Raw genomic sequence first — 24,617 nt, forward strand, 5'->3', positions numbered from 1 at the left:
TGCGGTCCTTGCCGTGGAGGTTCACGCAGTGTGGGGTGAGGGACTTGCCGGGGTCTGGCTGCCATTGTCCTGCGAGTGGAGGCGGTAGAACGATTGGAACGATTGCCAGGAGGCCCTGATCTGCTGCTCATCGAGCCCGGCCGTGATGAAGACCAGGCGAGAGCGCCTGTCCTCGCCCGGCCACTCGGGCAAGTGCTCGGGGGCGTGCATGAGATGGCCCATGCCGTGCAGCGCCGTGGGCTGCCCCTGCGGCCAGCCATCCGCGGCCACGGCCACCAGTCCCTTCAGGCGCAGCAGCCGGTCGCCATGGCGGTGCAGCAGCATGGTCAGCCACAGGGTGAGCACGCACCAGTCCACCGGGCTGTCGAGTTCCAGGCAGAACGCCTGGGCGCCTGCGTGCAGACCCTGGCCCTGGCGCTGGCCCTGGCCCTGGCCCGCGCGGCCGCGCGGCGTGCCGACAATGGCGCGTGCCAGCCAATCGGTTTGCAGAGCATGGGATTCCTGCATCTGCCAGGCAGGCGGTACCGCTGCGCCAGGACCGCAGGTGACGATGCTGGCCAGGGGATTGATCTGCGCCAGTTGCGCGCGCTGTGCCTCGGCCTGCTGTGGCGTGGCCAGGTCGGTCTTGCTCAGGTACAGCCGGTCGGCCGCCGCGACCTGGGCCAGCCATTCGGGGCGCTGGGACTGTTGCCACGGGGCATGCAGCGCATCGACCACGGTGGAGATGAAGGCCGGCCTGAAGATCTGGCGCAGCTGCGCATCGCCGATCAGGGTGGCGATCACGGGGCCGGGCGCGGCCAGCCCCGTGGTCTCCATCAGCACCCTTTGAAAAGGCGGCAGCTCGCCGCGCAGGCGGCGCTGGTGCAGGCGCCACAAAGCGTCCTTGAGTTCGCCGCGTATGGCGCAGCAGACGCAGCCGTTGTCCAGCAGCACCGTGTCGGCGTCTATACGGCCCACCAGCAGATGGTCCAGCCCCACGGCGCCGAATTCGTTGATGAGCACCGCAGTCTCGCCCGCGGGCGAGTCCTGCAGCCACTGCCTGAGCAGCGTGGTCTTGCCGCTGCCCAGAAAGCCCGTGAGCACGCCCACGGGCAGCCGCTCGCCGTGGCGGTCCGTCAGGCCGCTCATGGCGCCTGCTCCCTGTGTTCCTGCGCTGGTGCACGCCCTTGTGACCGCACTTGTGCCTGCGCCGGCTGCCACGGCATGGCCAGCGGATCCAGGGCTCGGCCCAGCATCTGCTCGGCGGCGGGCCACAGCGCGCCGAAATCGGCAATCAGCACGCTGGCCCCCGTGGGGCCGGCCAGCACATAGGACTGGCCATGGAAGTCGCTGAGCCGCAGCCGCCACAGTGCCAGCAGCCGGTTGGCGCGCGCAATCTGAATCAGCCGCTGGCGTCGCCCGGCCGATCCGGCCGGCGCCTGGCTCCAGTGGCCGGAGGCCTGCAGCAAACCGCACATTCCACACATGACAGAAACCCTTTCGGTTGCGAATGGAGCCGCCTGCGAAACTGGCGCAGCCAAAGAGCAGAGACACCGAGGAAGGGCCTATGCCGGCCGCGCCGCCCCGCACCGAGGATGTCGCCGGCTGCCCGTACGCCCCCCTCCGAAGAGAGGGGGAAGGCGCGAAGCGACTCAGGGGGTGCTTCTTTTCACGGCATGACATCGCCGGAGTTGGGGCCCAGCGTCTGTCCCACATACAGATTGCCACCGGGATCGGAGGCCAGCAGCACCGCGGTGGGCGCCACCTCGTCGGCGCGGCCGAAGCGGCCCAGCGGCAGGCTGGCCTCCTTGGCGCGCTTCCAGTCCGCGCTGATGCCATCGACCAGCGGCGTGGCGATGGGGCCGGGGGCAATGGCGTTGACCAGGACGTTGTCGGGTGCCACTTCCAGCGCCAGCGACTTGGTGAAGCCGATCACGCCGGCCTTGGCCGCTGCATAGTGGCTCAGCTCCACGCCGCCCTTGATGCCCAGCTGCGAGGCGATGTTGATGATGCGGCCCCAGCGCTGCGCCTGCATGTGCGGCACCGCGCGCCGCGCGCACAGGAAGACGCTGCGCAGGTCCACGCGCAGCATCTCGTCCCACATCGCGGTGGACATGTCGGCGCAGCGCGACTGGGTGAGCATGCCGGCGTTGTTCACCAGGATGTCGATGCCGCCGAAGGCCTGCACGCAGCTGTCGATGATGCGGTGGGCCGTGGACTCGTCGCCCACGTCGCCGATGACGGTCTCGGCCTGCGCGCCCAGCGCGCGGCAGCGCTGTGCCACGCTGTCGGCGCGGGCGGCATCGATGTCGGCCAGCAACAGCTGCGCGCCGGCCTGCGCATAGGCCAGGGCGATGGCTTCGCCGATGCCGCTGCCCGCGCCTGTCACGACGGCGCGGCGGCCGTCCAGGGGCTTGGAGGTGTTCATGTCGGATGTCCTCAACTGGGCCAGCGCACGGTCAGGCCGCCGTCGGCAATGATGGATTGGCCGGTGATGTAGGAAGCCTCGTCGCTGGTCAGGAAGCGGATCAGGGCGGCGATTTCGCGGGCCTGCCCCACGCGTCCCAGCGGGATGCCCCTGGCCGCCTGCGCCAGGCCCTCAGGCCCCAGCGAGTTGACCGGGTCCAGCGATTGCGGCGTCTCGATCAGGCCGGGGATCACGGCATTGCAGCGTATGCCGCGCGGTGCCAGCTCCATGGCCACGGCGCGGCACAGCCCGGGCACGCCTGCCTTGGCGGCTGCATAGTGGGCATGCTGCTCCCAGCCGTAGACGCCGCCTGCAATGGAGGAGACGGCCACCATGGCCCCGCCTGCAGCCATGTGGCGCGCACTGGCCCGGAAGGTGCGCATCACTCCGCCCAGGTCGATGTTGATGACCTCCAGCCACTGCGCATCGCTCATCTCGACCAGGGCCGCCTGGCGCAGCAAACCCGCATTGGCGACGGCGAAGTCCAGCCGGCCGAAGCGGTCCACGGCGACCCGGGCCAGGTGCTCGACCTGTTCGGCATCGCCCACATCGACCGCCTCCATGACGCACCGCCCGCCCGCGCGTTCGACGAGTTCCAGGGTCTGGCCGGGGTCGTGCGGATCCCGGGGGTAGTAGCTGCCGGCCACGGCAATGCCTGCCTGTGCATAGGCCACGGCCAGCGCCTGGCCTATGCCGCTGGCGGCGCCCGTGACGAGGGCCACCTTGTTGCTGGGGGTGTCCGGGTTCATGGCGGCCTCACTTCACGGTCTCGGGATCGACATGGGGCGCCAGAAACATCAGCAGGCCCGAGGCCGCGCAGGGAATGGCGCCCCAGTACAGCGCCGCCTGCACCCAGTCCGAGCCTTGCGACAGCGTCCAGGTCACGCCGAAGCCTGCCGCGATGGCGCCCACCTGGCCCATGGCGTTGACGAAGGAGCTGGCCGTGGCACGGATGTGGCTGGGAAAGCTCTCGCCGATCAGGAACAGGGCGGCTGCATAGGGGCCGATCAGGAAGAACAGCCCCAGCGAGTACAGCGGCACGATGCGCCAGAAGTCGCCCGAGGGCGCGTTCAGCATGAGCGCGAAGGCCAGGCCACCCAGCATCCAGCCGATGGCCACGGCGTTGCGCCGGCCTATGCGGTCACCGAGCCAGCCATGGAAGACATAGCCCAGGAAGCCCGCGAGATTGGAGATGATGAGCACCTGCAGCGCGCTGGAGAAATCCACGCCCTTGCCCGGCGTGCCGCCCGCGCCGCCCAGCACCGAGGTGCCCAGCACCGCGAAGATCACGATGGCGAACCAGTTCAGGAAAAAGCCCAGGGCCAGCGACAGCGTGGGCCGCAGCGAGGCACCGCGGAACATGGCCGACAGGCCGGTGTGCTGCTCCTGCTGTGGGCTGGCGCCATGCTCCTGCGCCAGGCGCATGGCCTCTGCCTCGCGCCCGGCGCGGCGCAGATCGGCCACGCGCCGCGCGGTCAGGAACTGGGGCGTTTCCACCAGCCGTCGGCCCAGCACGGCGATCACCAGGGCCGGGAACATGGCGAACACGAAGGACAGCGCCCAGCCGCCGCCCTGGCCGAACCAGCGCTCTCCCAGCGGATACAGCAGGGCCACCAGCACGGCCGTGAGCACGGCGCCAACGGGCCAGCCGCCCTGCACCAGCGAGTAGATGAAGCCACGCCGCCGCAGCGAGGCCGGGTCCGTGTAGACCAGGGAGAACAGCTCGCTCAGGTAGGTGGCGTTGATGCTTTGCTCGGCATAGCCCAGGCCCGCCAGCGAGCGCACCACGATCAGCAGCACGAAGCCCAGGCCCGCCGACAGCCCGATCACCCAGCCGGCCAGCGCCGTCAGGCCCGAGCACAGCGCGGCGCCTGCCACGGCGATGATGATGCCCTTGCGCCGCCCCAACCGGTCCGCAATGGGGCCGATGCCGAAGGCCACGATCACCGTGCCCAGCGTCACCCAGGTGTTCAGCCGCGCCTGCTGCTCGGCGCTCCACTGGAAGTGCTCGCCCAGTTGCGGCAGCAGGGTGCCGAAGAGGATGAAGTCGTAGACGGCAAAGACCCAGGCGAAAAAGCAGACCCAGGTGGCGTAGCTGACCTGCCTGCGCGTCACGGTGGGCGCGGTCCAGGGGGCATCGATGCCGGCCGGGGCCGGATGGCCGGCGCCTGGGGCGTCGGAGGCAATGGCGGAGGTATTCATGGTGTCCTCGCTGAGGTGGGATGCGGCATCAACGCGGCTGGCGGCGCAGGAAGTCGTCGGCGATCTGGTCGCACGTCATGAAGCGCACGCCCTCATGCGACTGGAAATGCTCGATCAGGCGCTCCAGCATCAGCAGCACCTGGGGGCGGCCGGAGACATCGGGGTGGATGGTGATGGGGAAGACCGCGTAGTCGTGCTCGCGGTAGACCCAGTCGAACTGGTCGCGCCACATCTGCTCTATGTCGCGCGGGTTGACGAAGCCGTGGCTGTTGGGCGACTTCTTGATGAACATCATGGGCGGCAGGTCGTCCAGATACCAGTTGGCGGGGATCTCGACCAGCCGTGTCTCCTTGCCGCGCACAAGGGGCTTCATCCAGGTGTCCGGATGCTTGCTGTAGTCGATGCGGGTCCACTGGTCGCCCACGCGCACGTAGTACGGGTGGAAGTCGTTGTGCATCAGGCTGTGGTCGTACTTGATGCCTTTCTTGAGCAGCAGCTCGTTGGTGACCGGGCTGAATTCCCACCACGGAGCGACGTAGCCCGTGGGCGCGCGGCCGGCCAGCCGCGTGATGACTTCGATGCTGCGGTCCAGCACGGCCTCTTCCTGCTCGGGCGTCATGGCAATCGGGTTCTCATGGCTGTAGCCGTGGATGCCGATTTCGTGGCCCGCGTCCACCACGGCCTTCATCTGCTCGGGAAAGGTCTCGGCGGAGTGGCCCGGAATGAACCAGGTCGTCTTCAGGCCGTATTTGTGGAACAGCTTGAGCAGCCGCAGCGAACCGACCTCGCCCGCGAACATGCCGCGCGAGATGTCGTCGGGCGAGTCTTCCCCGCCATACGAACCGAGCCAGCCGCCGACGGCATCGACGTCCACGCCAAACGTGATCTGGATTTCCTTGCTCATGTCATGCACTCCTATCAATGGGAACGGTGGAGGGGGAAAGAACCTGTTCGACGCTCAGCGCAATGCGCAGCAGCTGGTCGTCATCGCCCCGGGGGCGCATGAGCTGCAGGCCCGTGGGCAGAAACGCAGGCCTGCCGTCCAGGCCGGGAATGCGCTGCACGCCGCTGGGCAGGGCCACGGCCGGCGTGTCCAGGTAGCTGCCGGGCATGGTCAGCCGCAGCGTGGCGAGGTTGGTTTCGGCAAACAGCCTGTCGTCGTCCAGCAGCGGCAGCAGCAGGGGGGCGCTGTGGCCCGTGGTGGGCAGCACCAGGGTAGCATCGCCCAGCTCCTGTGCGAACAAGGCCATCAGTGGTGCGCGCTGGGCGATCAATGTCCGGTAGCTGTCAGGACTCAGATGCCTGGCCGCCTCCAGGCGCTGGCGCACGCGCGGGTCCATGCGTGCGGCCTGATCGGCATCGTCCAGGCGTGCGCGGTGGGTGGCAAAGGCTTCATGGGCGCCCAGCCAGCCATGGCGCCGGGTCAGCGTCCGTACGGCGCGCAGGCTGCGCAGCGTGCGGCGCTCCACGCGGGCACCCTGGGTCTCCAGCAAGGCCAGGGAGGACAGGAGGTTGTTGCGCACGGGAGCTTGCACGCGGTCGTCATCCAGCAGGCTGAGGTCCGTGCAGAACACCTGATTGCGCAGGTCCGCGGCGGGGGATGCGTTGGCATGGCCGTCGTCGGTCAGCCCGCGCAGCACGCGGTCCAGCGCCATGCAGTCGGCCACGCTCAGGGCCAGCGGCCCCAGCGTGTCCAGGGACGGCGCCAGCGCAAACACGCCCTGCAGGCAATAGCGTCCCCTGCTGGCGCGATAGCCCACCAGCCCGTTGAAGGCGGCGGGAATGCGCACGGACCCCGCCGTGTCCGTGCCCATGGCCAGCGGCCCGCACCCCAGGGCCACGGCCAGCGCAGCGCCGCTGGACGAGCCCCCGGGCGCCCGGTCGTGGCCTCCCTCATGTGCAAACACCGGCGTGCCGAAGCAGGGATTGAGCCCCAGGCCCGAGTAGGCGAACTCACTGAGATTGGTCTTGCCCAGGCAGACCATGCCGGCCGCTGCGGCACGCGCCACCACGGTGGCGTCGGCCCGGGCTGGCGCGGCCGACTGCAGCAGGGCCGAGGCCGCCGTGGTCGGCGTGCCGCGCACGTCGAACAAGTCCTTCCAGCTGATGGGGACGCCGTCCAGCGGCCCCAGCGGCCGGCCCGCGCGCCAGCGCTCCGTGGATTGCCGGGCCTCCTCGAGCGCGCGGTCCGCCGTGATGCGCGTGAACACGGACTGGCTTGCGCAGGCCACCCGCAGGCAGTGCTCGGTGGCTTGCATGGGCGTCAGCGTGCCGGCTGCATAGGCCGCATGCAGTTCGGAGGCCGAGGGAGGCGCCGTCTGGCAGCCATTGGTTTTCATTGAATTTGAATGTTGATGTCAAAGTTCATTTTTTGATTCTAGTGAGCGCCTGCATCCCGCGTCCGGGTGGTTACCCGGGGGATGTGGCGCTGTTGATGGGGGGAGAAAGCTGCGTGCGCAGCCCTAGCGGCTCTAGCGATCCTTGTGGTCCGCCTCGCCGGATTTCCAGTAGCCCTTGGTGCTCAGCTGGGTGCGGGCGATGCCACGGTCCAGGAAGTGCATCTTCAACGTGCGCATGGCGCCGGACTCGCCGGCCATCCACAGATAGCCGGTACCCAGCGGCAGCGGCCGGTACATGAGCCGCTGGCACAGCCTCTGTCCGGGCTGGCCTGGCGCAGCGGTGATCCACTCGGTGCGCCAGTTGGCGGCGCTGTCCATGGGTTGGCATTCGCCGTCGTCGACGATTTCCACATAGGCCTTGACCCGGGCGGAGCCCGGCAGACTCGCGGCGATGGACTGCATGGCCGGCAGGGCCGAGGCATCGCCTGCCAGCATCATCCAATCGGTGTCGGCCGGTGGAGCGAAGCCGCCACTGCGCGGGCCGGCAATGGCCACCTGCTCGCCCACGCGGGCCTGGGCGGCCCAGCGGGAGGCGGGGCCGTCGCCGCCAGCGGAGGTGTTGTTCTCATGCTTGGCATTGAATGCATCGCCATGCAGCACCAGGTCAATGTCCAGCGTGCCGGCCTGGCGGTCCACGCTGCGCAGCGTATAGGCCCGGCCTTCGCCGGACGGCAGGAACAGCTTGACCCAGGCGGCGGGCGCATCCGCTGCGGGCGCTCGGGAGAAGGCGGCAATCTGCTCGCCGCCCAGCGTGATGCGGCGCATGCGCGGGGTGATGGACTGCACGTTCACCACGGTGCCCAGGGCGCGCTGCGTGCCGGCGGGGGTGTGAAGCGGCTCAGCCATGGGAGGCTCTCCGGGCTGCGTTCACGCGCAGCAGCAGGGCCACGGCAATGGACAGGGCCACGCTCACGGCGGCGGCGAAATACACGTCTCCGACGCCCGTGACACTGGCCAGCAGCCCGGCGGCGGGAGCCGTCAATCCCATGGACAGGTCGAAGAAGGCCACATAGGCGCCCATGGCCGCACCGCGCGCCTGGGGTGGCGCACGGCGGACTGCCTCCACGCCGAAGGCCGGGAAGGCCAGCGAATAGCCGAAGCCGGTGAGTGCGGCTCCCGCATAGGCCCAGGCCGCATCGCCGCCGCCCCAGATCAGCAGCAGGCCCGCCGCCTCCAGCGGAATGCTGGCCAGCGCCACCCGCACGCCGCCCAGCTTGTCAGGCAGATGGCCGAAGAACAAACGCGCCCCGATGAAGGCCAGACCGAAGGCCGTGAAGGCCAGCGAGGCCGCGCCCCACCCGCGCGACGCGAACAGCAGCGCCGCAAAAGTGGTGATCACGCCAAAGCCCGCGCTGGACAGGGCCAGCCCCAGGCCGGGCAGCCACACCGTGCCCAGCACCTTGTAGAACGGCGTGCGGCGCTGGGCCGCAGCCGGCGTGGCGCGCAGGCCCCAGACCATGGCCAGGGCGGCCAGCGGCAGCACGATGGTGGCCACGGCAATGCCCGAGAAGCCCCAGACGGCCTGCACTGCCACGCCGGCCGGCGCGCCCGCCGCATAGGCGCCGTACATGGCAATGCCCACCCATGCCATCACCTTGCCGGCATGTTGCGGGCCGATCATTGCCATGCCCCAGCTCAGGGCGCCGGTGATGATCAGGCTCTCGGCGCAGCCCAGCATCACGCGGCCGGCGGCCAGCACCCAGACTGCGGCCTGTCCGCCCTCGAAGGCGCGGGACATCAGGTAGGCCACGCCCGAAGCGGCGGCCAGCAACATACCCAGCACCACGGCACGCCTGGCGCCGCGCGTGTCGGCCAGAGAGCCGGCCCAGGCCCGCGACAGCAGGGCCGCCGCGAACTGGCAGCCCATCACCGTGCCCACGCCCAGCGTGCCCAGTCCCAGGGTCTGGCTCAGGTGCAGGGGCAGCACGGGCATGGGCATGCCCAGGCAGAGAAAGCTGACGAAGACCGCCAGCGTCAGCGGCAGCAGCCGCGCGAATGCGTTCACCGGCGGCGACGCGGCCGCGGATGGCGAAATTCCGGAAGACATGTGCATTCCCTTTCAAATACGAGTAAAAACTCAGATCACATGTCCAGGAGAATATGAGCCATGGCTCGCATTGAAAACTCGCATTCGCAGGCGGCGCAGCGGCAGCCGCCCCAGCCCCGCAAGCAGCCACGGCAGGCGCGTTCCCTTGCCACGGTCGAGGCCATTCTGGAGGCTGCGGCTCGCGTTCTTGCAGAACGAGGCTACGCCGCCACCAACACCAATCTGGTGGCCGAGCGCGCAGGTGTGAGCGTGGGTTCGCTCTACCAGTACTTTCCCAACAAGGACTCGCTGATCACGGCCTTGCACGAGCGCCACGCGGCGCAGATGTACGCGGCCATTGCCGCCGTGCTTGCGGCAGAGCGGCCGCAGGGCCTGCAAGGCCATGTGCAGGCCATGGTCCGCGCGCTGCTGGCGGCGCACCGGGTCGAGCCCGATCTGCACCGGGTGCTGGAAAAGGAGTTCCCCTTCTTCGACGCGCCGCGCGAGCAAAGCGCGGCGGACGGCGGCATCTTCCGCCAGGTGCGCCAGCTCCTGGAGCTGCACCGCAGTCAGCTCGCCCACCGCGATCTGGACCTGGCCACCTGGATGCTGCTGCAGACCATGGAGTCCCTGGTGCATGCCGCCGTCATCGATCCGCCGGCCATGTTCACCCCCCAGGCCCTGGAGGATGGCATCGTGCAGGTGCTGATGGGGTATCTGCGAGCGCCTGCCCTGGGTTGAGGATGCAAGGCGCGATTTGGCCGCCAGGTCCTCAGGGCGCGAAGACCTCCGGATCGCCGTGGCGCCATGCGCCTATGCAGCCGATGAGGCACACCACAAAGCTGGTGATGGAGCCAGCTTCGCCCGCGTCCTCATACTTGGCCACGATGTTGACCTGCGGCTTGCGCCAGGCCAGCAGACGTCCGCCATGTCCCGGTCGCTCGATCCCATCATCCATTTGCGGCGGCCCAAAAACCGCCACCAGCGCTTCAGGTGCGGATCGCATGCTCAGCCCCGAAGGCAGGCTGCCCGCAAATACGGCCCGGATTCTGCTGTCTGCCCCCGGCGCAAGAAAATGCACGGAGCCAATGAGCCAGACATCGCCATCCTCCCAGTCTCTCCCCGTCCGCCTGGAAAGTGCCCGGGGACGATAGACATCGATGCGCAGCGAGGACTTGGCGGACCAGATGATGTCGTCGTCAAAATGGCTCGACGGCCTGGGCATTCGCTTGACACCCAATGGGCCAAGCAGTCGGGCCACTTTGCCGGCGTCATAGGGCTGGCCCAGCATGTCGATGAGTTCTTCGCAAGGGGATTTCATGGGCACGGTGGTGGTTCTCAACAATGGGTGCAATCACGCAATGCCGACAGGCGCGGCCCGCAGGCAGCGTATTCTTTCTGCCCATCATTTCTCGAGCAAGGCAATGTGACATGAGGCCTGGATTTTTGCGTCGCCATTACGCGGTCAGACGGCTTGGCATGCTGGCCCTGCTTGCCAGCTTTCCCATTCAATCCCTGTTCACACAGATCTGGTGCCATGCAAGTCTGACCCGTTTCTGGCTTGCCAATGCACTCGTGATGCTGGTGCCGCTGGGCATGCTGGCCTGGCCCAGTTCCTGGCCTTGCCTGGTTTCTGCGGCAACGGTGCTGATTTTCAGTCTGTGGGCCAATGCACAAGAATGCGCGCCCTATGCAGGCGGCGGTGCATCCATGGCCTATGTGGTGGTGTTTCTTTTGGGTTGGCCCATGGCCTTGATCGGTGGAATGGTCATTGGATATGTGACCGTGATTCAGCCAGGACAGCAGAAAATTGACAAGCCTTGATTTGAAACACATAGCGCGCCCATGTCCAAGAAGCCCAAGAAGACTTACAGCGAATACCTGCTCGAACAGCATCCCGAGCTGCACGCGCTTTTTCCGTACTACGAATCCCTGGGTTTGGCCGAGCCCGTGCTATGGGCTCTGAGCGAAAGCCGCGGAGAGCCCACCGTGGCAATGGCGGCACTGGTTCACGGGTTGTGCAGCGAGGTGGCGGCCGCTGGCGACAGCCGCTGGCTGGAGCAGTTGCACCAAGGAGATCTGAACGTCAACGAAGGCCCGTTGCTCAGCGATGCGCAGCAGGCGCTGGGCCGCCTGCGCGCGTTGGGCATTGCCGACGACTTGCTGATGCCCCTGGTGCGAGCGGCACAGGTGCATGCTGTCAATGACATCGCAGCCATGATCGACATGGGGCCGCAGATCTCCTGTCTGCCTTTGCCGCAAGGCAGGCAAGCGCACTGGCAGTTGTTCGATGTGGACGTCGAAGACGGCGAAACCCCGGGCAAGGGTTTGAGCGGCTTTGCCATCGATGTGCGGCACGTGCTGGTTCGCTAGTGCCCGGCCCGGCCATCACCCTGTTCAGCTTGGGACGCAGCTGCCCGCATCTTCCTCCGGCGGGGTGACACGCCAGAAAAGGGAGGGAAATCCTTCGCCCACCGGCTGATGGCCGGGCGGCTGCGATGCCGCCAGCTGCAGGTGCAGCACGCCGCAGGCATCCACCATGTGCTGGGAAATCCAGGGGCTGATGTCCATGCGGCCATCGATCAGCACCAGGGGCTTTTCGCGCAGCTTCAGGGCCAGGGCCTTGGCCTCGGCCGTGGGGCCTGCGATCACGCGGATATCGCCGCCCAGCGCTTCGCGCGCGGGCTCGGCAAGCGCCTGGCTCAAGGCCTTTGAATCGAAGTTTCTCCAGTGCCGGCTGTTAAGCCGCAGTTCACTGCGCGCCGAGGTCATCTGGGCCACGAGCAGCAAGGCCAGTTGAAGTGCCACGAAGCACTTGATGGCGGTGGTGATCGATATGTGCGACGCGTGCAGCCTGGCACCGGCCAGCTCCATGGCGACGGGAACGGCCAGCAGCAGAAAGGGCGTGCCCCAGTGCAGCTGCAGCGACGAGCCCGCAAAGATGCCGATGGCGCAGGTCAGCACGATGGGCGTGAGGCCAAAGCACAGGATCAGCGCGCGCGATGCATCGGCTGTCCCGGGACGCTGCGGTGTGTCCTGCGGCACAAGGGGCTGCGGCGGTGCAGGGCCATCACCAATCCCAGCAGCACCCAGGCGAGCAATGCACGGTTGAGCAGCTGGTCGGCCAGCCAGTGCAGCGTATTGAGCAGTCTTGCACCACCGCCCAGGCTGGCGCCCAGCGAGGATTCGGTGGCATAGCGGATGGGGCCGAAGTCGTTCAGGAAAAGCCAGTACAGGTGCGGCGAGATGATGGCCAGCGAGATGGCTGCCGCCAGCACCAGGCCGATCATGTGGACCCGCTCGCGCCAGGCGCCTGACGCCAGCCAGAACAGGAATACCGCCACAGCGGCCAGGATCATCTGGTACTTGGCCAGTGCGCCCAGCCCCAGGCAGCAGCCCAGGGCGGCCCACCAGCGCAGCTGCCTGCTGCCCACCGCACGCCACACCAGCAGGGCGCTGGCCGCGAAGAAGGGCATCAGCACGACTTCATGGTTGAAGAAGTGCATCCGCTCGTTGTAGTAGGTGATGCACATGGCCGCCAACAGGGCCAGCGTGGCGTAGCGGCTGCCGCGCAAGTCATTCAGCAGCTTCCAGAAAAGGAACAGGCCCGCCAGCGTGAAAAGCGCGCCGGTGGCGTAGCTGGTGCGCGCAGACAGGCCGAACAAATGGACCGGCACCGAAAGCAGCCAGGTCGGCAGGGGCGGGTGCTTGTAGTAGCCCCACTCCAGGCTGCGCACCCAGGTCAGTTGTTCGAGGTTGTCCTTGGGTGCCGTGAGGCTGGAGCTGTCGATCTGCAGCAGCCAGACCACCGAAAAGAGAAAGAGGCCGATGAGGACCTTGATGTCCAGGGAAAGCGACGGTGCGGGCATGGCCAGCGGAGCGCTTCGCGTGATCGCGCTCGCTGCTTGTGAGGGGACGGGATGGGTCATAGGAAATGCCAGCGGCGATGACAAGTGCGCTGGCACAGGGGAAATTCCCAGGAAGGCGGTCGAACGGGAGCTTCAGCGTTGGCTACGGACTCTTGGCTTACGCGAGGCGCTATGAGTCCGGCAGAATATGTCTGCCTGGTCAATACAATGTAAAGATTGTATGAAGATACTGTGGAGACGGCGACTGCGGCTCAGGCGCCGGCCGGCTCGCCGAAGTCGTGGACTGCCGCGCGCAGCAGCAGCATCGACAGGCGTTCCGCGGCGGGCGTCAGAGGCAGCGCAGCACGCGTGACCTGCACGATGTCGGGCGCCATCAGGCTCTCGCGCACGGCAATGGGCTCCAGTACACCGTTGAAGAGGGGCGTATCGGCCCACTGGCGCGGCAAGAAGGCGAGGGCGTCGCTGCTGGCCAGCAGCGCCAGCAGGGCCATCAACGATTCGGCGACCGTCACCACGCGCGGGCTGCGCAGGCCGAGCGCGGAGAACTGCTCCTCGAACTCTTCCTCGCGGCGCTCGCGCAGGCCGGTGACGATCCAGTCGGCCTCCAGCAGCGCCTGCAGGCTGCCGGCGGTGCGCAGCGGATGGCCGCGGCGGGCCAGCACGACACGCTCGTTGCGGTGAACCAGGGCCACCTGGTAGCTGGCGCTCAATTGCCTCTCGGGCCGGGGGCCCAGATAGAAGTCCAGCCGACCGTCGCGCAGCGCCGGCTCGACGGCCGGAAACAGGCCTTCGACGAAACGCAGGTGCACATCCGGCCAGTCGCGCCGGAACTGGGCATAGGCGCGGGCCAGCAGCGACAGCACGGGCGCGCTGGACAGAGCGACGGCGACATGGCCCTGCATTTCGCCGCGCGCCTGGGCGGCCTCCTCGCTGCCGCGACGCAGCTCCTCGAGCGCGGCCTGCGCGCGCAGCAGGAATCGCTCGCCCGCCACGGTCAGCGATACCCCGCGCGCATGGCGCTGGAACAGCGCCACGCCGAGCTCGGCTTCCAGCTCGCGCACGCTGCGCGTCAGTGCCGGCTGGGTCAGGCCCAGGCTGCGGGCGGCGCTGCGCAGGCTGCGTGCCCGGGCAACGGCGACGAAATTGCGAAGGTGATGAAGTTTGGGCATCGGTCGGAGCGTGTTTATGCCCGTTTCCGAGCACGCCAAGGCCAGGGGATTTCCCGCAGGGGCCGTGCACGCGGGCTCCGCCGCGCCTGAGCCGCCGCGGAACGCTCCAGTGATAACAGCCATGCATCGCTGAGGCGTTTCTGCCCTCTGCCGCAGTCGGCCTGCCAGACCTAGCATGCCCTCCATAACGTCGGCACAGCCCGGCGACCCCATAGGAGACAAGCAGCATGAGCATGAGGAAATGGGCCGGCGCCTGTGCGCTGGCAACCCTGGCGGCGGGCTCCGTCGCCGCGCAGACGGCCGTCGGCGGCACGGTGCGCATCACCAGCGCCTTTCCCGCGGGCAGCGGCCCCGACGTGGTGGCCCGGCTGGTCGCCGACAAGCTCTCGGCGCAATGGAGGCAGCCGGTCGTCGTCGATCCCCGGCCGGGTGGGGCCGGCGTGGTGGCCATCAACGCGATGAAGAACGCGCCGCCCACGGGCAACGACCTGGTGGTGGTGGACGTAGGCCACTTGTCCATCAATCCGCTGGTCTTGCGCAAGCTGGCCTATGACCCGCAAAGCGAGCTGACGCCGGTGGCGCTGCTCTACAAGACCGCCTTCTTCGTGGTGGTCGGCGCGCAAAGCCCCTTCCACAGCCTGGCCGAACTGATGGCGGCGGCGCGGCGCAAGCCCGGCATGACCTATGGCTCCAATGCGGTGGGCGGGCCGCTGCATCTGGGCGCGGCCCGGGCCGCGACCGCCATGGGTGTCGAAATGATGCATGTCCCCTACAAGGAGACTTCGCAGCTGTACGCCTCCGTGTCGACGGGCGAGGTGGACTGGGCTTACGGCAGCATTGCGACGTCCGGCCCCCTGCAGCAGGCTGGCAAGCTGCGCTTTCTTGCCGTGGCGGACAGCCAGCGTTCCCCGGCGCTGCCCGATGTGCCGACCGTGCAGGAGGCCGGTGGCCCGGCCGGCATCGATGCGCTGACCTGGGTTGCGCTCATGGCGCCCAAGGGCACGCCGCCGGCCGTCGCCGAGCGCATCAACGAGGCGGTGAACCGGGCCCTGTCCGCGCCTGACGTCAGGGATCGCCTGGCCGGTTTCGGCTTCTTCACCAGCATCGGCCCCGCAAGGCAGGTCGCCGACCTCATGCAGGCCGACCGCGAGCGCTATGCCGAAGTGCTGCGCCGCGTCAAGGTGACCGTCGATTGAGCCCCGGGGAGACGCCATGAAGACCGAAGTCGCGATCATCGGAGGAGGGCCCGCAGGGCTGATGCTGGCCATCGAGCTGGGCTGCAGGGGCATACCGTGCGTGCTGATCGAGGAGCGCAGCGGGCCGCCGACGCTGCCCAAGGCCAATGCCACCTCGTCCCGGACCATGGAGCATTACCGCCGCCGGGGCTTTGCCGACCAGGTGCGCAGGCTGGGGTTGCCGCCCTCGCACCCCCAGGACGTCGTCTATTGCACGCGGCTCACGGGGCCCGAGCTGGCGCGCTTTCGCATTCCCTCGGCCGAGGAGGCCGCCTCGGGCACGGCCTATGGCGACTACGGGGAACAGGCCTGGCCGACGCCCGAGCTGCCGCATCGGGCGCAGCAGATGTTCATCGAGCCCGTGCTCAGGGCGCAGGCCGAACGCCATGCCAGCGCCGTGCTGCGTTTTGGCCTGAGGGCCGAGGCGGTGCAGGAGACCGGTTGCGCAGTGCAGATCGAATGCCGCGAGCCGGACACGGGCCGTACCGAGTTGCTGCAGGCCGCCTATGTGGTCGGCTGCGACGGGCCGCGCAGCCTGGTCCGCCAGGCCATGGGCGTCGTCTACGCAGGCCATGGCCACGAGCGGCGCGATTTCCTGGGCGGCCAGATGATGTCCATCTACTTCCGCGCTCCCGGTCTGTATGGGCTGATCGGCAAGCCCAGGGCCTGGCAGTACTGGGCCGTCGGTCCCGGGCAGCGCGGCCTGCTGTGCGCCATCGACGGTGTGGACCGGTTCGTGCTGATCGTGCAGCTGCCCCAAGGCACCCAGCCTGCCGATTTCCATCCGCAGCAGGTGCTGCAGGCCGTCGTCGGCCGGCCTTTTGCGCACGAGCTGATCGCGCTGACCCCCTGGAACGCGGGCTATGCCCTGGTGGCCGAGCGCCTGCGGCACGGCAGGATGTTCATCGCCGGCGATGCGGCGCACCTGTTCACGCCCACGGGCGGCATGGGCTACAACACCAGCGTGGACGACGTCGTGAACCTGGGCTGGAAGCTGGCGGCGGCCGTCCAGGGGGCGGCCGGCCCGGCGCTGCTGGACAGCTATGAGGCCGAGCGGCGGCCGATCGCCCAGCGCAACACCAGTTTTGCACGCAGCATGGCCGACAGCATCGGATGCCTGCCGGTCACGGCCGCAGTGGAGCAGGAGGGGCCCGAGGGCGACGGCGCCCGCCATGCGCTCGGGCAGGCACTTTCGGAGCATGTGGCACGCGAGTTCAACATCCCGGGGCTGCAACTGGGCCTGCGCTATGCCGACAGCCCCGTCGTCGCCCGGGAGCTGGCCGAGCCCCCGCCGGACGAGCCCAACCGCTACCTGCCTGGCGGCTATCCCGGCACGCGCGCTCCGCATGTGGCAACGGGGCCGGACCGGTCCCTGCTCGATGACTTCGGACGCGATTTCACACTGCTCGCATTCAGCCCGGACGGCCCGGACGGGCTGGAACCCTGGAGGCAGGCTGCTGCGCAATACGGCATCCGGCTGGATGTGGTGAGGAGCGAAGACGGGCAGACGCGTGCGCTGTATGGCGCCGACCGCGTCCTGATCCGCCCGGACCACCACATCGCCTGGCGCGGCGACGGTGCGGCGCAGCCGACCGAGGTCATGGCGCTGGCGCTGGGCCATCGCACCCCGCCGGTGGAGCCTGGCTAGCCCCGGCCCATCCGGCCGCCTGCTCCCCGGGCCGTCCGGCCTTGCGCTTTCGTGACCCTGGCCAGTCCGGCCGGGGGACGCCGGCCTGCGCCTGGGTCTGAGCCTTCGCCGTCCTTGCCGACATCCATCACTTTCAGGAGACAACATGCCACACCCCTCCTTTCCTGTTCGCGCCGCGCTATCCGCGCTATGCCTGGCCGGTGCCGCTGTCGTGCCCTCGGCACCCGCCCTGGCCCAGGGCGTCACGCTCTATGGCCTGCTCGATGCATCCGTCGAGCACCTGACCGATGTGGGCCAGGGAGGCGCTTCGCTGAACCGCATGCCGGGCCTCACCGGCAGCGTGCCGTCGCGCATCGGCCTGCGCGGCTCGGAGGACCTGGGCGGCGGCCTGCGTGCCCTGTTCACGATGGAGCAGGGCCTGGCGCTCGACGCGGGCGTGCTGAACCAGGGCGGGCGCGCCTGGGGGCGCCAGGCCTTCGTCGGCCTGTCCGGCGACTGGGGCAGCCTCACACTGGGGCGCCAGTACACCATGCTGTACTGGTCCCAGCTCGATGCGGACATCCTCGGCCCGAATGCCTACGGTGCGGCATCGCTGGACAGCTACCTGCCCAATGCGCGCGCGGACAACGCGCTTGCGTGGCGCGCCGGCCTTGGCGGCTTCACCGTCGGCGCGACCTACAGCCTGGGGCGTGATGCCGTCAATGCGGGCCCCGGTCCCGCGGGAACCAACTGCCCCGGCGAGCAGCCGGGCGACTCCAGCGCCTGCCGGCAATGGTCGGCAATGCTCAAGTACGAGGCCAAGGCCTGGGGCATCGCGCTGGCCGTCGATGAAATCCGTGGAGGCCCCGGCGCCTTCGCAGGCCTGACCAGCAGCGCGCGCAAGGACCGTCGCTCCACCGCCGCGGGATGGGTGCGCTGGGGAGCATGGAAGCTCGGCGCCGGGGTCATTGCCCGCCACAACGACGGCCGTCCCGACGCGCCACGCAGCGATCTCTGGTACCTGGGCGCCAGTTTCGCCGCCACACCGGCCCTGACCCTCGACGCGCAGGCTTTGGATCTGCGTTTCAGGCGAAGCGACGACGGGGCGCGGCTCTTTGCCCTGCGGGCCCAGTACTCGCTGTCCAAGCGCACCACGCTGTATGCGACCGCAGGGCATCTGTCCAACGAGGGAGCACTTGCGCTGTCGGTCAGCAATGCGGCGCCAGGCGCCGCGCCCGCCCCCGGGCGTTCGCAGAACGGCTTCGCTGCCGGCGTGCGGCATAGCTTCTGAGGCTCAACCCGCATGCAGGGCCCGCGTCCGCGTCCCGATCCATTTCCTTCCCACTTTCCACTTCCCACTTCCCGTTCCAGGAGACAGACCATGAAACTGATACGCCACGGCGCCAGCGGCTGCGAGAAGCCCGGCGCCATCGATTCCCAAGGCCAGGCGCGCGACCTGTCGGACCTGGTGCCCGATTTCACGCCCGAGTGGATGGCGCCCGGCAGGCTGGCCGCTCTGGCCGCCGTCGATCTGCAGCGGTTGCCGCTGGTGGCGCAAGGCAGCCGCCTGGGCGCCCCTGTCGCCGGCACGCGCCAGTTCGTTGCCATCGGGCTCAACTACCGGCGGCATGCCGAGGAGTCGGGTCTCGACATTCCGAAGGAGCCCGTGGTCTTTCACAAGGCGCTTTCATCGCTGGCCGGGCCGGACGACGAGGTGCGCCTGCCCGAAGCGTCGGTTGCCACCGACTGGGAGATCGAACTGGGCTTTGTGATCGGCACGCGCGCAAGCCGCATCCCCGTGGAAGGCGCGCTCGCGCATGTGGCCGGCTACCTGCTGGCCAACGACATCTCCGAGCGTGACTGGCAGATCAAGCGCAACGGCCAATGGGGCAAGGGCAAGAGCTTCGATGGCTTCGGCCCGGTCGGGCCGTGGCTGGTCACGGCCGACGAGCTGCCCGACCCTCAGGCCATCGAACTGACGCTGTCCGTCAACGGCGAGGTCATGCAGCGCAGCAGCACGGCAGACATGATTTTTCCGGTGGCCTGTCTCGTGTCCTATCTGAGCCAGTTCATGACGCTGCTGCCCGGCGACCTTGTCATCACCGGCACGCCTGCAGGTGTCGGCCTGGGCATGAAGCCGCCCCGCTTCCTGAAGTCCGGCGATGTCATGACGCTGGACGGCGGGGTTCTTGGGCGGCAGCTCCAGCGGGTGCGGTGATGGCCTCGCCCGCCCACCGGCCGCGTGGCGCTGCCCGCCGGTCTTCGCACAGTGAACATGCAAAGGAGGGGACACCATGAGCGGCCTTCCCACGCCATCTGGAACGGCATCCGGCACGGCCGGGCAGCCGGCCGTGCATTCGATCGATGAGTTCGTCTTCAGCGTGCCCGATCTCGAAGCGGCGCGGCATTTCTACGCCAGTTTCGGGCTCGAGGTGCGCGACATCGACGGCGCGCTGGCGCTGCACACCTACAGGCATCCCCACCGCTGGGCGCGGGTGCTGGAGGCCGCAACGCACAAGCGGCTGCAGTGGCTGAGCCTGGGCATCCATGCGGCCGATCTCGATGCCTTCTCGCGCCGGATCGACGGCGCGGGGATCGCACGCATTCCTGCGCCGGCCGGTGCGCAGACCGACGGTATCTGGATCGCCAGCCCCGACGGGGTGCCCATCCAGCTGCGTGCAGCCGCCAAGAGCTCTCCGTCGGCGCCCGCACCGCACGAGCTGCCGCCGGCCTGCTGCAATGCCGGCCGCGCGCCGGCTCGCAGCCTCATGCCGCAGATCCGGCCGCTGCACCTGTCGCATGTGCTTTTGTTCTGCGCCGACGTGGATGCCGCGCTGGCGTTCTACACCGATGTGCTGGGACTCAGGCTCTCGGACCGCTCGGGCTCGGTCATCGCCTTCCTGCACAGCCCGCACGGCAGCGACCATCACCTGCTGGCACTGGCCGCATCGCATGGACCCGGCCTGCACCACAGCAGCTGGTGCGTGCCTTCTGTCGATGCCGTGGGCATCGGCGCCCGGCAGATGGCTGAGGCGGGCTATACGCAGGGCTGGGGCGTGGGCAGGCATGTGCTGGGCTCCAACTTCTTTCGCTATGTGCGCGATCCGTGGGGCAGCTTCGCCGAGTACTCCTGCGACATCGACTTTGTCGAGGCGGGCGCGGTGTGGCCTGCGGCCGACCATCCTCCCGAGGATTCGCTCTACGTCTGGGGGCCGGACGTGCCCGCCGACTTCGTCACCAACCACGAGCCGCCACGCTGAGGTGCCCGTCAATGCCCCAGACGCAGGAACGCCCCGCTGCCTTGCGGCATCGGGGCGCTTTTTTATGTGGGCACTTTTGTGGGTATTGCTCTTTTGTGCCTCGTAACCTATTGATTTATATGGCTATCTGGCGGAGGCTGTGAGATTCGAACTCACGGACGGTTGCCCGTCGGCAGTTTTCAAGACTGCTGGTTTAAACCACTCACCCAAACCTCCGAAGCTGCGTATTCTAGCCGGGCTTAGGCCGCTCCTGCCGGGGCAGGGGGCGTAAAAAAGGCGCCCCTGTGAAGGGGCGCCTTTTTTGGGTGCGGCGCGGATCAGCCGCGGGCAGCGATGGCCTGGGCTGCGGCCAGGGCCGTCATGTTGACCACGCGGCGCACGGTGGCGGAGGGGGTCAGCACGTGGGCTGCGGCAGCGCCGCCCAGCAGGATGGGGCCGATGGTCGTGCCGTGGCCGCCCGTGGTCTTGAGCACGTTGAACAGGATGTTCGCGGCGTCGAGGTTGGGGCAGATGAGCACGTTGGCCTCGCCGTGCAGCGAGGACTCGAGCAGGGCGCGGTCGCGGATGGCTTCGGACAGGGCGGAGTCGCCGTGCATTTCGCCATCGCATTCCACGTCGGGGTTGGCGGCGGCGAACAGGTCGCGCGCGGCGCGCATCTTCAGCGCCGAGGGGCGGCTGGACGAACCGTAGTTGCTGTGCGACAGGAAGGCCACCTTGGGCGGCAGGCCGAAGCGGGCCACTTCCTCGGCCGCCAGGCGGGCGATGTCGGCCAGCTCGGTGGCGTTGGGCGCCTCGTTGATGTAGGTGTCGGCGATGAACAGCGTGCCGCTGTCCAGCATCACGGCGTTGACGGTGGCGAATTCGCCAGCGCCTTGCTTGAGGCCGAGCACGTCGCGCACATGGGCCAGGTGGCTGTCGAACTTGCCGACGAGGCCGCAGAGCATGGCGTCGGCATCGCCCAGGTGGACCATGAGCGCGGCGATCAGCGTGTTGGAGCGGCGCACGGCGGCCTTGGCGGTCTCGGGCGTGACGCCGTTGCGGCCCATCAGGCGGTGGTAGGTTTCCCAGTACTGGCGGAAGCGCGGATCGTCCTCGGGGTTGCAGATCTCCACGTCCTTGCCCAGCACCAGGCGCAGGCCGGCCTTGGCGATGCGGGCCTCGATCACGGCGGGGCGGCCGATCAGGATGGGCTTGGCCAGGCCGTCATCGACGGCGACCTGGGCGGCGCGCAGCACGCGCTCGTCTTCGCCTTCGGCGTAGGCCACGCGCTGCTGGTTGGCCTTGGCAGCGGCGAACACCGGACGCATGAACATGCTGGTCTGGTAGACGAAGCGGGTCAGGCTCTCGCGGTAGGCGTCGTAGTCGGCGATGGGGCGGGTGGCGACGCCGGACTCTTCGGCAGCCTTGGCCACGGCCGGCGCGATGCGCAGGATCAGGCGGGTGTCGAAGGGCGTGGGGATCAGGTAGTCGGGGCCGAACTTCAGCTCCTTGCCCTGGTAGGCGGCGGCGACTTCATCGCTGACGTCCTGCTTGGCCAGTGCGGCGATTTCGCGCACGCAGGCCAGCTTCATGGCTTCGGTGATCTTGGTGGCGCCGCAGTCCAGCGCGCCACGGAAGATGTAGGGGAAGCACAGGACGTTGTTGACCTGGTTGGGGTAGTCCGAGCGGCCCGTGGCCATGATGCAGTCCGGGCGCACGGCCTTGGCCAGCTCGGGGCGGATCTCGGGTTCGGGGTTGGCCAGGGCCAGGATGATGGGCTTGTCGGCCATGGTCTTGACCATGTCGGCAGTGAGCACGCCGGGAGCCGAGCAGCCCAGGAAGACGTCGGCGTCCTTGACGGCATCGGCCAGGGTGCGGGCGTCCGTCTTTTGCGCGTACTGGGCCTTGGAGGCGTCCAGGCCACCGGGGCGGCCTTCGTAGATCACGCCCTTGGAGTCGCACATGAAGACGTTTTCGCGCTTGACGCCCAGGCCCACCATCACGTTCACGCAGGCGATGGCAGCGGCGCCGGCGCCGGAGACGGCGATCTTGACGTTGCCGATCTGCTTGTCCACCAACTCCAGCCCGTTGAGCAGGGCGGCGCTGGAGATGATGGCCGTGCCGTGCTGGTCGTCATGGAACACGGGGATGTTCATGCGCTTGGACAGCTCCTGCTCGATGTAGAAGCACTCGGGCGCCTTGATGTCCTCAAGGTTGATGCCGCCCAGCGTGGGTTCGAGCGAGGCGATGATCTCGATCAGCTTGTCCGGATCGCGCTCGGCCAGTTCGATGTCGAACACGTCGACGCCGGCGAACTTCTTGAACAGGCAGCCCTTGCCTTCCATCACTGGCTTGCCGGCCAGCGGGCCGATGTCACCCAGGCCCAGCACGGCCGTGCCGTTGGTGATGACGCCGACCAGGTTGCCGCGCGCCGTGTATTCGGCGGCCAGCGAGGGGTCGGCCTGGATGTCCAGGCAGGGGTAGGCCACGCCGGGCGAATAGGCCAGCGACAGGTCGCGCTGGTTGGACAAGGGCTTGGTGGGCGTGACGGAGATCTTGCCCTTGTTGGGGCTGCGATGGTATTCGCGGGCTGCGTCGCGCAGGGCTTGTTCGGCGTTGGACAGGTTTTGGGTCATACAGGAATTCTCTGCAAATGCTCTCGGAGCTTACCGGATAGCTACAGCCTATGAGGGTCAGGACAGTTTTGCCTCAGGGATTTCGACAACAAGCCCCCTGGCGCCTATGGACGGCAGGGGGCACACAGCCCGGCGGGTAGGCCGGGCGATTGTTGGGCGTGCCCGCCAGGGCGGGCACTGTTTCATCAGTGGGCGTCTGCCTGGCGTGCGGCCCGGACGGCAGCAGAGGTATCGCTGCTGGCTCCGTTGAAGAAAATGTTCAATGCCACCGCGGTAATCGAGGCCAGCAGGATACCGGATTCGATCAACGGATGAATGCCGTGGGGCATCCATTGGCGGAAATTCGGCGCCACCAGCGGAATCATGCCCACGCCGATGGACACGGCGACGATCATGGCGTTGTTGCGATTGGTCTGGAAATCCACGTTGCTCAGGATGCGGATGCCGGTGGAGGCCACCATGCCGAACATCACCAGGCCCGCGCCGCCCAGCACCACGGTGGGCAGGGACTCGACCAGGGCGCCCATCTTGGGCAGCACGCCCAGCACGATCAGGATCACGCCGCCGGCCACGCAGACCCAGCGGCTCTTGACGCCGGTGACGGCGACCAGGCCCACGTTCTGCGAGAAGCTGGTGTAGGGGAAGGTGTTGAAGATGCCGCCGATCAGCGTGCCCAGGCCGTCGGTGCGCAGGCCGCGCGTCAGCTCGTCCTGGCTGATCTTGCGATCGGTCATGTCGCCCAGGGCCAGGAACATGCCGGTGGACTCGATCATCACCACCACCATCACCAGGCTCATGGTGAGGATGAGGATGGGGTCGAACACCGGCGTGGCGATCTCGAAGGGCAGCACCATCGTGAACCATTCGGCCTTGGCGACCTTGCTGAAGTCCATCAGGCCCATGGCCACGGACAGCACGCCGCCGATCAGGATGCCCATGAGCACCGAGACGTTGGCCAGGAAGCCCTTGGCAAAGCGCGCGATCAGCAGGATGGACAGCAGCACGATGGCCGAGATGCCCACGCCGGTCAGGTCGCCGTACTTGGGGTTGGGAATGGTGGGCACGACCGCGAAGCCCTTGGGCACGGGCGGCAGCGAGGAGCCCGGCGCGCCGGCCGTGGCCTGGGCGTCGGCCAGCCATTTCAGGTGCTCGGGGTTGGGCACGCTGGGAGCGGTGGGGCCGACGGGGTTGCCGAAGATCCAGTTCACGCCCACGCGCATCAGGCTGATGCCGATGACGGCAATGATGGTGCCGGTCACCACGGGCGGGAAAAAGCGCAGCATGCGGCTGATCAGCGGGGCGATGAGGATGGACACGATCCCCGCCCCGATCACCGAGCCGAAGATCAGCCCCGCCCCCGCCGAGCCGCCCGTGCTCTGCGCCATGGACACCATGGGCGCCACGCTGGCGAAGGTCACGCCCATCATCACGGGCAGCTTGATGCCGAACCACTGGGTGGCGCCCATGGCCTGGATCAGCGTGATCAGGCCGCAGCAAAACAGGTCGGCCGAGATCAGGTGGGCCACCTGCTCGGGCGGCAGGTTGAGTGCGCGGCCGACGATCAGGGGCACGGCCACGGCGCCCGCATACATCACGAGAACGTGCTGCAGGCCCAGCGCCGTGAGCTTGCCTGCGGGCAGCATCTCATCGACGGGATGAACGGAAGATTGCATGGGGATTTGTCTCCTCGGGATTTATGGGAACGGACGCCGGCGTGGCAGGGTTCGGCGCCAACATCCATACAAAAAGTGTATACAGATCATGGGAAA

Annotated in this window: 23 protein-coding genes and 1 tRNA gene; 8 read left to right on the forward strand and 16 right to left on the reverse strand. The window is 68.2% G+C overall.

The annotated features are described in order from the left end of the window. Positions 1–21: 21 nt before the first annotated feature. The 9 genes from CLV01_RS09820 to CLV01_RS09860 all read right to left on the reverse strand — a co-directional run bounded on the left by CLV01_RS09820 (position 22) and on the right by CLV01_RS09860 (position 9,094). Entirely contained in the window at positions 22–1,128 is a 1,107-nt protein-coding gene (locus CLV01_RS09820) for a CobW family GTP-binding protein (RefSeq protein ID WP_099734417.1), read from the reverse strand. Next, complete coding sequence (locus tag CLV01_RS09825) at positions 1,125–1,457, reverse strand: hypothetical protein (protein WP_228676805.1); 333 nt, start codon at positions 1,455–1,457, stop codon at positions 1,125–1,127. Before CLV01_RS09825 ends, CLV01_RS09820 begins: the two co-directional genes overlap by 4 nt. 191 nt (positions 1,458–1,648) lie before the next feature. Beyond that, positions 1,649–2,407 (reverse strand): SDR family NAD(P)-dependent oxidoreductase, encoded by a 759-nt coding sequence (locus CLV01_RS09830; RefSeq protein ID WP_099734416.1) that lies wholly within the window; start codon positions 2,405–2,407, stop codon positions 1,649–1,651. An 11-nt stretch (positions 2,408–2,418) separates the two neighbouring features. After that, positions 2,419–3,195 carry an SDR family NAD(P)-dependent oxidoreductase gene (locus tag CLV01_RS09835; protein WP_096915530.1) on the reverse strand — a complete coding sequence of 259 codons (777 nt, stop codon included), beginning with the start codon at positions 3,193–3,195 and terminating at the stop codon, positions 2,419–2,421. 7 nt (positions 3,196–3,202) lie between these two features. After that, positions 3,203–4,648, reverse strand: coding sequence for an MFS transporter (locus CLV01_RS09840; protein WP_043823934.1), 1,446 nt, complete (start codon positions 4,646–4,648; stop codon positions 3,203–3,205). Positions 4,649–4,676: 28 nt separating this feature from the next. Then, positions 4,677–5,552 (reverse strand): polysaccharide deacetylase family protein, encoded by an 876-nt coding sequence (locus tag CLV01_RS09845; RefSeq protein ID WP_013803733.1) that lies wholly within the window; start codon positions 5,550–5,552, stop codon positions 4,677–4,679. 1 nt (position 5,553) lies between these two features. After that, positions 5,554–6,987, reverse strand: a complete 1,434-nt coding sequence (locus CLV01_RS09850) for an amidase (protein WP_099734415.1) — start codon at positions 6,985–6,987, stop codon at positions 5,554–5,556. 132 nt (positions 6,988–7,119) lie between these two features. Next, a complete protein-coding gene (locus CLV01_RS09855; RefSeq protein WP_065346758.1) occupies positions 7,120–7,893 on the reverse strand; it encodes a siderophore-interacting protein in 774 nt (257 codons plus the stop codon). Continuing rightward, positions 7,886–9,094: an arabinose transporter gene (locus CLV01_RS09860; protein ID WP_099735192.1), complete on the reverse strand. Its 1,209-nt coding sequence runs from the start codon at positions 9,092–9,094 to the stop codon at positions 7,886–7,888. Before CLV01_RS09860 ends, CLV01_RS09855 begins: the two co-directional genes overlap by 8 nt. Positions 9,095–9,154: 60 nt before the next feature. Between CLV01_RS09860 and CLV01_RS09865 the strand changes: the two genes are divergently transcribed. Next, positions 9,155–9,814 (forward strand): TetR/AcrR family transcriptional regulator, encoded by a 660-nt coding sequence (locus CLV01_RS09865; RefSeq protein ID WP_013803729.1) that lies wholly within the window; start codon positions 9,155–9,157, stop codon positions 9,812–9,814. Between the two features lie 31 nt (positions 9,815–9,845). Here the strand turns inward: CLV01_RS09865 and CLV01_RS09870 are convergent, their stop codons facing one another. Then, positions 9,846–10,394 (reverse strand): hypothetical protein, encoded by a 549-nt coding sequence (locus CLV01_RS09870; protein ID WP_099734414.1) that lies wholly within the window; start codon positions 10,392–10,394, stop codon positions 9,846–9,848. A 158-nt stretch (positions 10,395–10,552) separates the two neighbouring features. Here CLV01_RS09870 and CLV01_RS09875 point away from each other — a divergent pair, with 158 nt between their 5' ends. Both CLV01_RS09875 and CLV01_RS09880 read left to right on the forward strand, forming a co-directional pair. After that, entirely contained in the window at positions 10,553–10,897 is a 345-nt protein-coding gene (locus CLV01_RS09875; protein ID WP_099734413.1) for a hypothetical protein, read from the forward strand. Between the two features lie 21 nt (positions 10,898–10,918). Next, positions 10,919–11,446, forward strand: coding sequence for a hypothetical protein (locus tag CLV01_RS09880; protein ID WP_099734412.1), 528 nt, complete (start codon positions 10,919–10,921; stop codon positions 11,444–11,446). Positions 11,447–11,470: 24 nt separating this feature from the next. Here CLV01_RS09880 and CLV01_RS29495 read toward each other — a convergent pair whose 3' ends face one another. The 3 genes from CLV01_RS29495 to CLV01_RS09890 all read right to left on the reverse strand — a co-directional run bounded on the left by CLV01_RS29495 (position 11,471) and on the right by CLV01_RS09890 (position 14,111). Continuing rightward, positions 11,471–12,118, reverse strand: coding sequence for a hypothetical protein (locus CLV01_RS29495; RefSeq protein WP_257221253.1), 648 nt, complete (start codon positions 12,116–12,118; stop codon positions 11,471–11,473). Then, positions 12,064–12,942 carry a glycosyltransferase family 39 protein gene (locus CLV01_RS29500; protein WP_257221254.1) on the reverse strand — a complete coding sequence of 293 codons (879 nt, stop codon included), beginning with the start codon at positions 12,940–12,942 and terminating at the stop codon, positions 12,064–12,066. Before CLV01_RS29500 ends, CLV01_RS29495 begins: the two co-directional genes overlap by 55 nt. 251 nt (positions 12,943–13,193) lie before the next feature. Continuing rightward, positions 13,194–14,111, reverse strand: coding sequence for a LysR substrate-binding domain-containing protein (locus CLV01_RS09890; protein WP_016449796.1), 918 nt, complete (start codon positions 14,109–14,111; stop codon positions 13,194–13,196). 227 nt (positions 14,112–14,338) lie between these two features. Here CLV01_RS09890 and CLV01_RS09895 point away from each other — a divergent pair, with 227 nt between their 5' ends. The 5 genes from CLV01_RS09895 (at position 14,339) to CLV01_RS09915 (ending at position 20,233) form a co-directional block, all read left to right on the forward strand. Beyond that, complete coding sequence (locus tag CLV01_RS09895; RefSeq protein WP_099734410.1) at positions 14,339–15,307, forward strand: Bug family tripartite tricarboxylate transporter substrate binding protein; 969 nt, start codon at positions 14,339–14,341, stop codon at positions 15,305–15,307. Positions 15,308–15,323: 16 nt separating this feature from the next. After that, the gene (locus CLV01_RS09900; protein WP_099734409.1) at positions 15,324–16,994 is read left to right on the forward strand and encodes an FAD-dependent monooxygenase; all 1,671 of its coding nucleotides are present in this window, start codon (positions 15,324–15,326) and stop codon (positions 16,992–16,994) included. A gap of 145 nt (positions 16,995–17,139) precedes the next feature. Further along, positions 17,140–18,264, forward strand: coding sequence for a porin (locus tag CLV01_RS09905; protein WP_099734408.1), 1,125 nt, complete (start codon positions 17,140–17,142; stop codon positions 18,262–18,264). 90 nt (positions 18,265–18,354) lie between these two features. After that, the gene (locus CLV01_RS09910; RefSeq protein ID WP_043823948.1) at positions 18,355–19,191 is read left to right on the forward strand and encodes a fumarylacetoacetate hydrolase family protein; all 837 of its coding nucleotides are present in this window, start codon (positions 18,355–18,357) and stop codon (positions 19,189–19,191) included. Between the two features lie 76 nt (positions 19,192–19,267). After that, positions 19,268–20,233 (forward strand): VOC family protein, encoded by a 966-nt coding sequence (locus CLV01_RS09915; protein WP_099734407.1) that lies wholly within the window; start codon positions 19,268–19,270, stop codon positions 20,231–20,233. 128 nt (positions 20,234–20,361) lie between these two features. Here the strand turns inward: CLV01_RS09915 and CLV01_RS09920 are convergent. The 3 genes from CLV01_RS09920 to CLV01_RS09930 all read right to left on the reverse strand — a co-directional run bounded on the left by CLV01_RS09920 (position 20,362) and on the right by CLV01_RS09930 (position 24,521). Beyond that, positions 20,362–20,449 (reverse strand) — tRNA-Ser (locus CLV01_RS09920). A 101-nt stretch (positions 20,450–20,550) separates the two neighbouring features. Next, positions 20,551–22,848 carry an NADP-dependent malic enzyme gene (locus CLV01_RS09925; RefSeq protein ID WP_012204029.1) on the reverse strand — a complete coding sequence of 766 codons (2,298 nt, stop codon included), beginning with the start codon at positions 22,846–22,848 and terminating at the stop codon, positions 20,551–20,553. A 185-nt stretch (positions 22,849–23,033) separates the two neighbouring features. Then, entirely contained in the window at positions 23,034–24,521 is a 1,488-nt protein-coding gene (locus CLV01_RS09930; RefSeq protein WP_013803717.1) for a nucleobase:cation symporter-2 family protein, read from the reverse strand. Positions 24,522–24,617: the final 96 nt, after the last annotated feature.

It is taken from the genome of Delftia sp. 60, from assembly GCF_002754395.1.
Taxonomy (GTDB): Bacteria; Pseudomonadota; Gammaproteobacteria; order Burkholderiales; family Burkholderiaceae_C; genus Comamonas; species Comamonas acidovorans.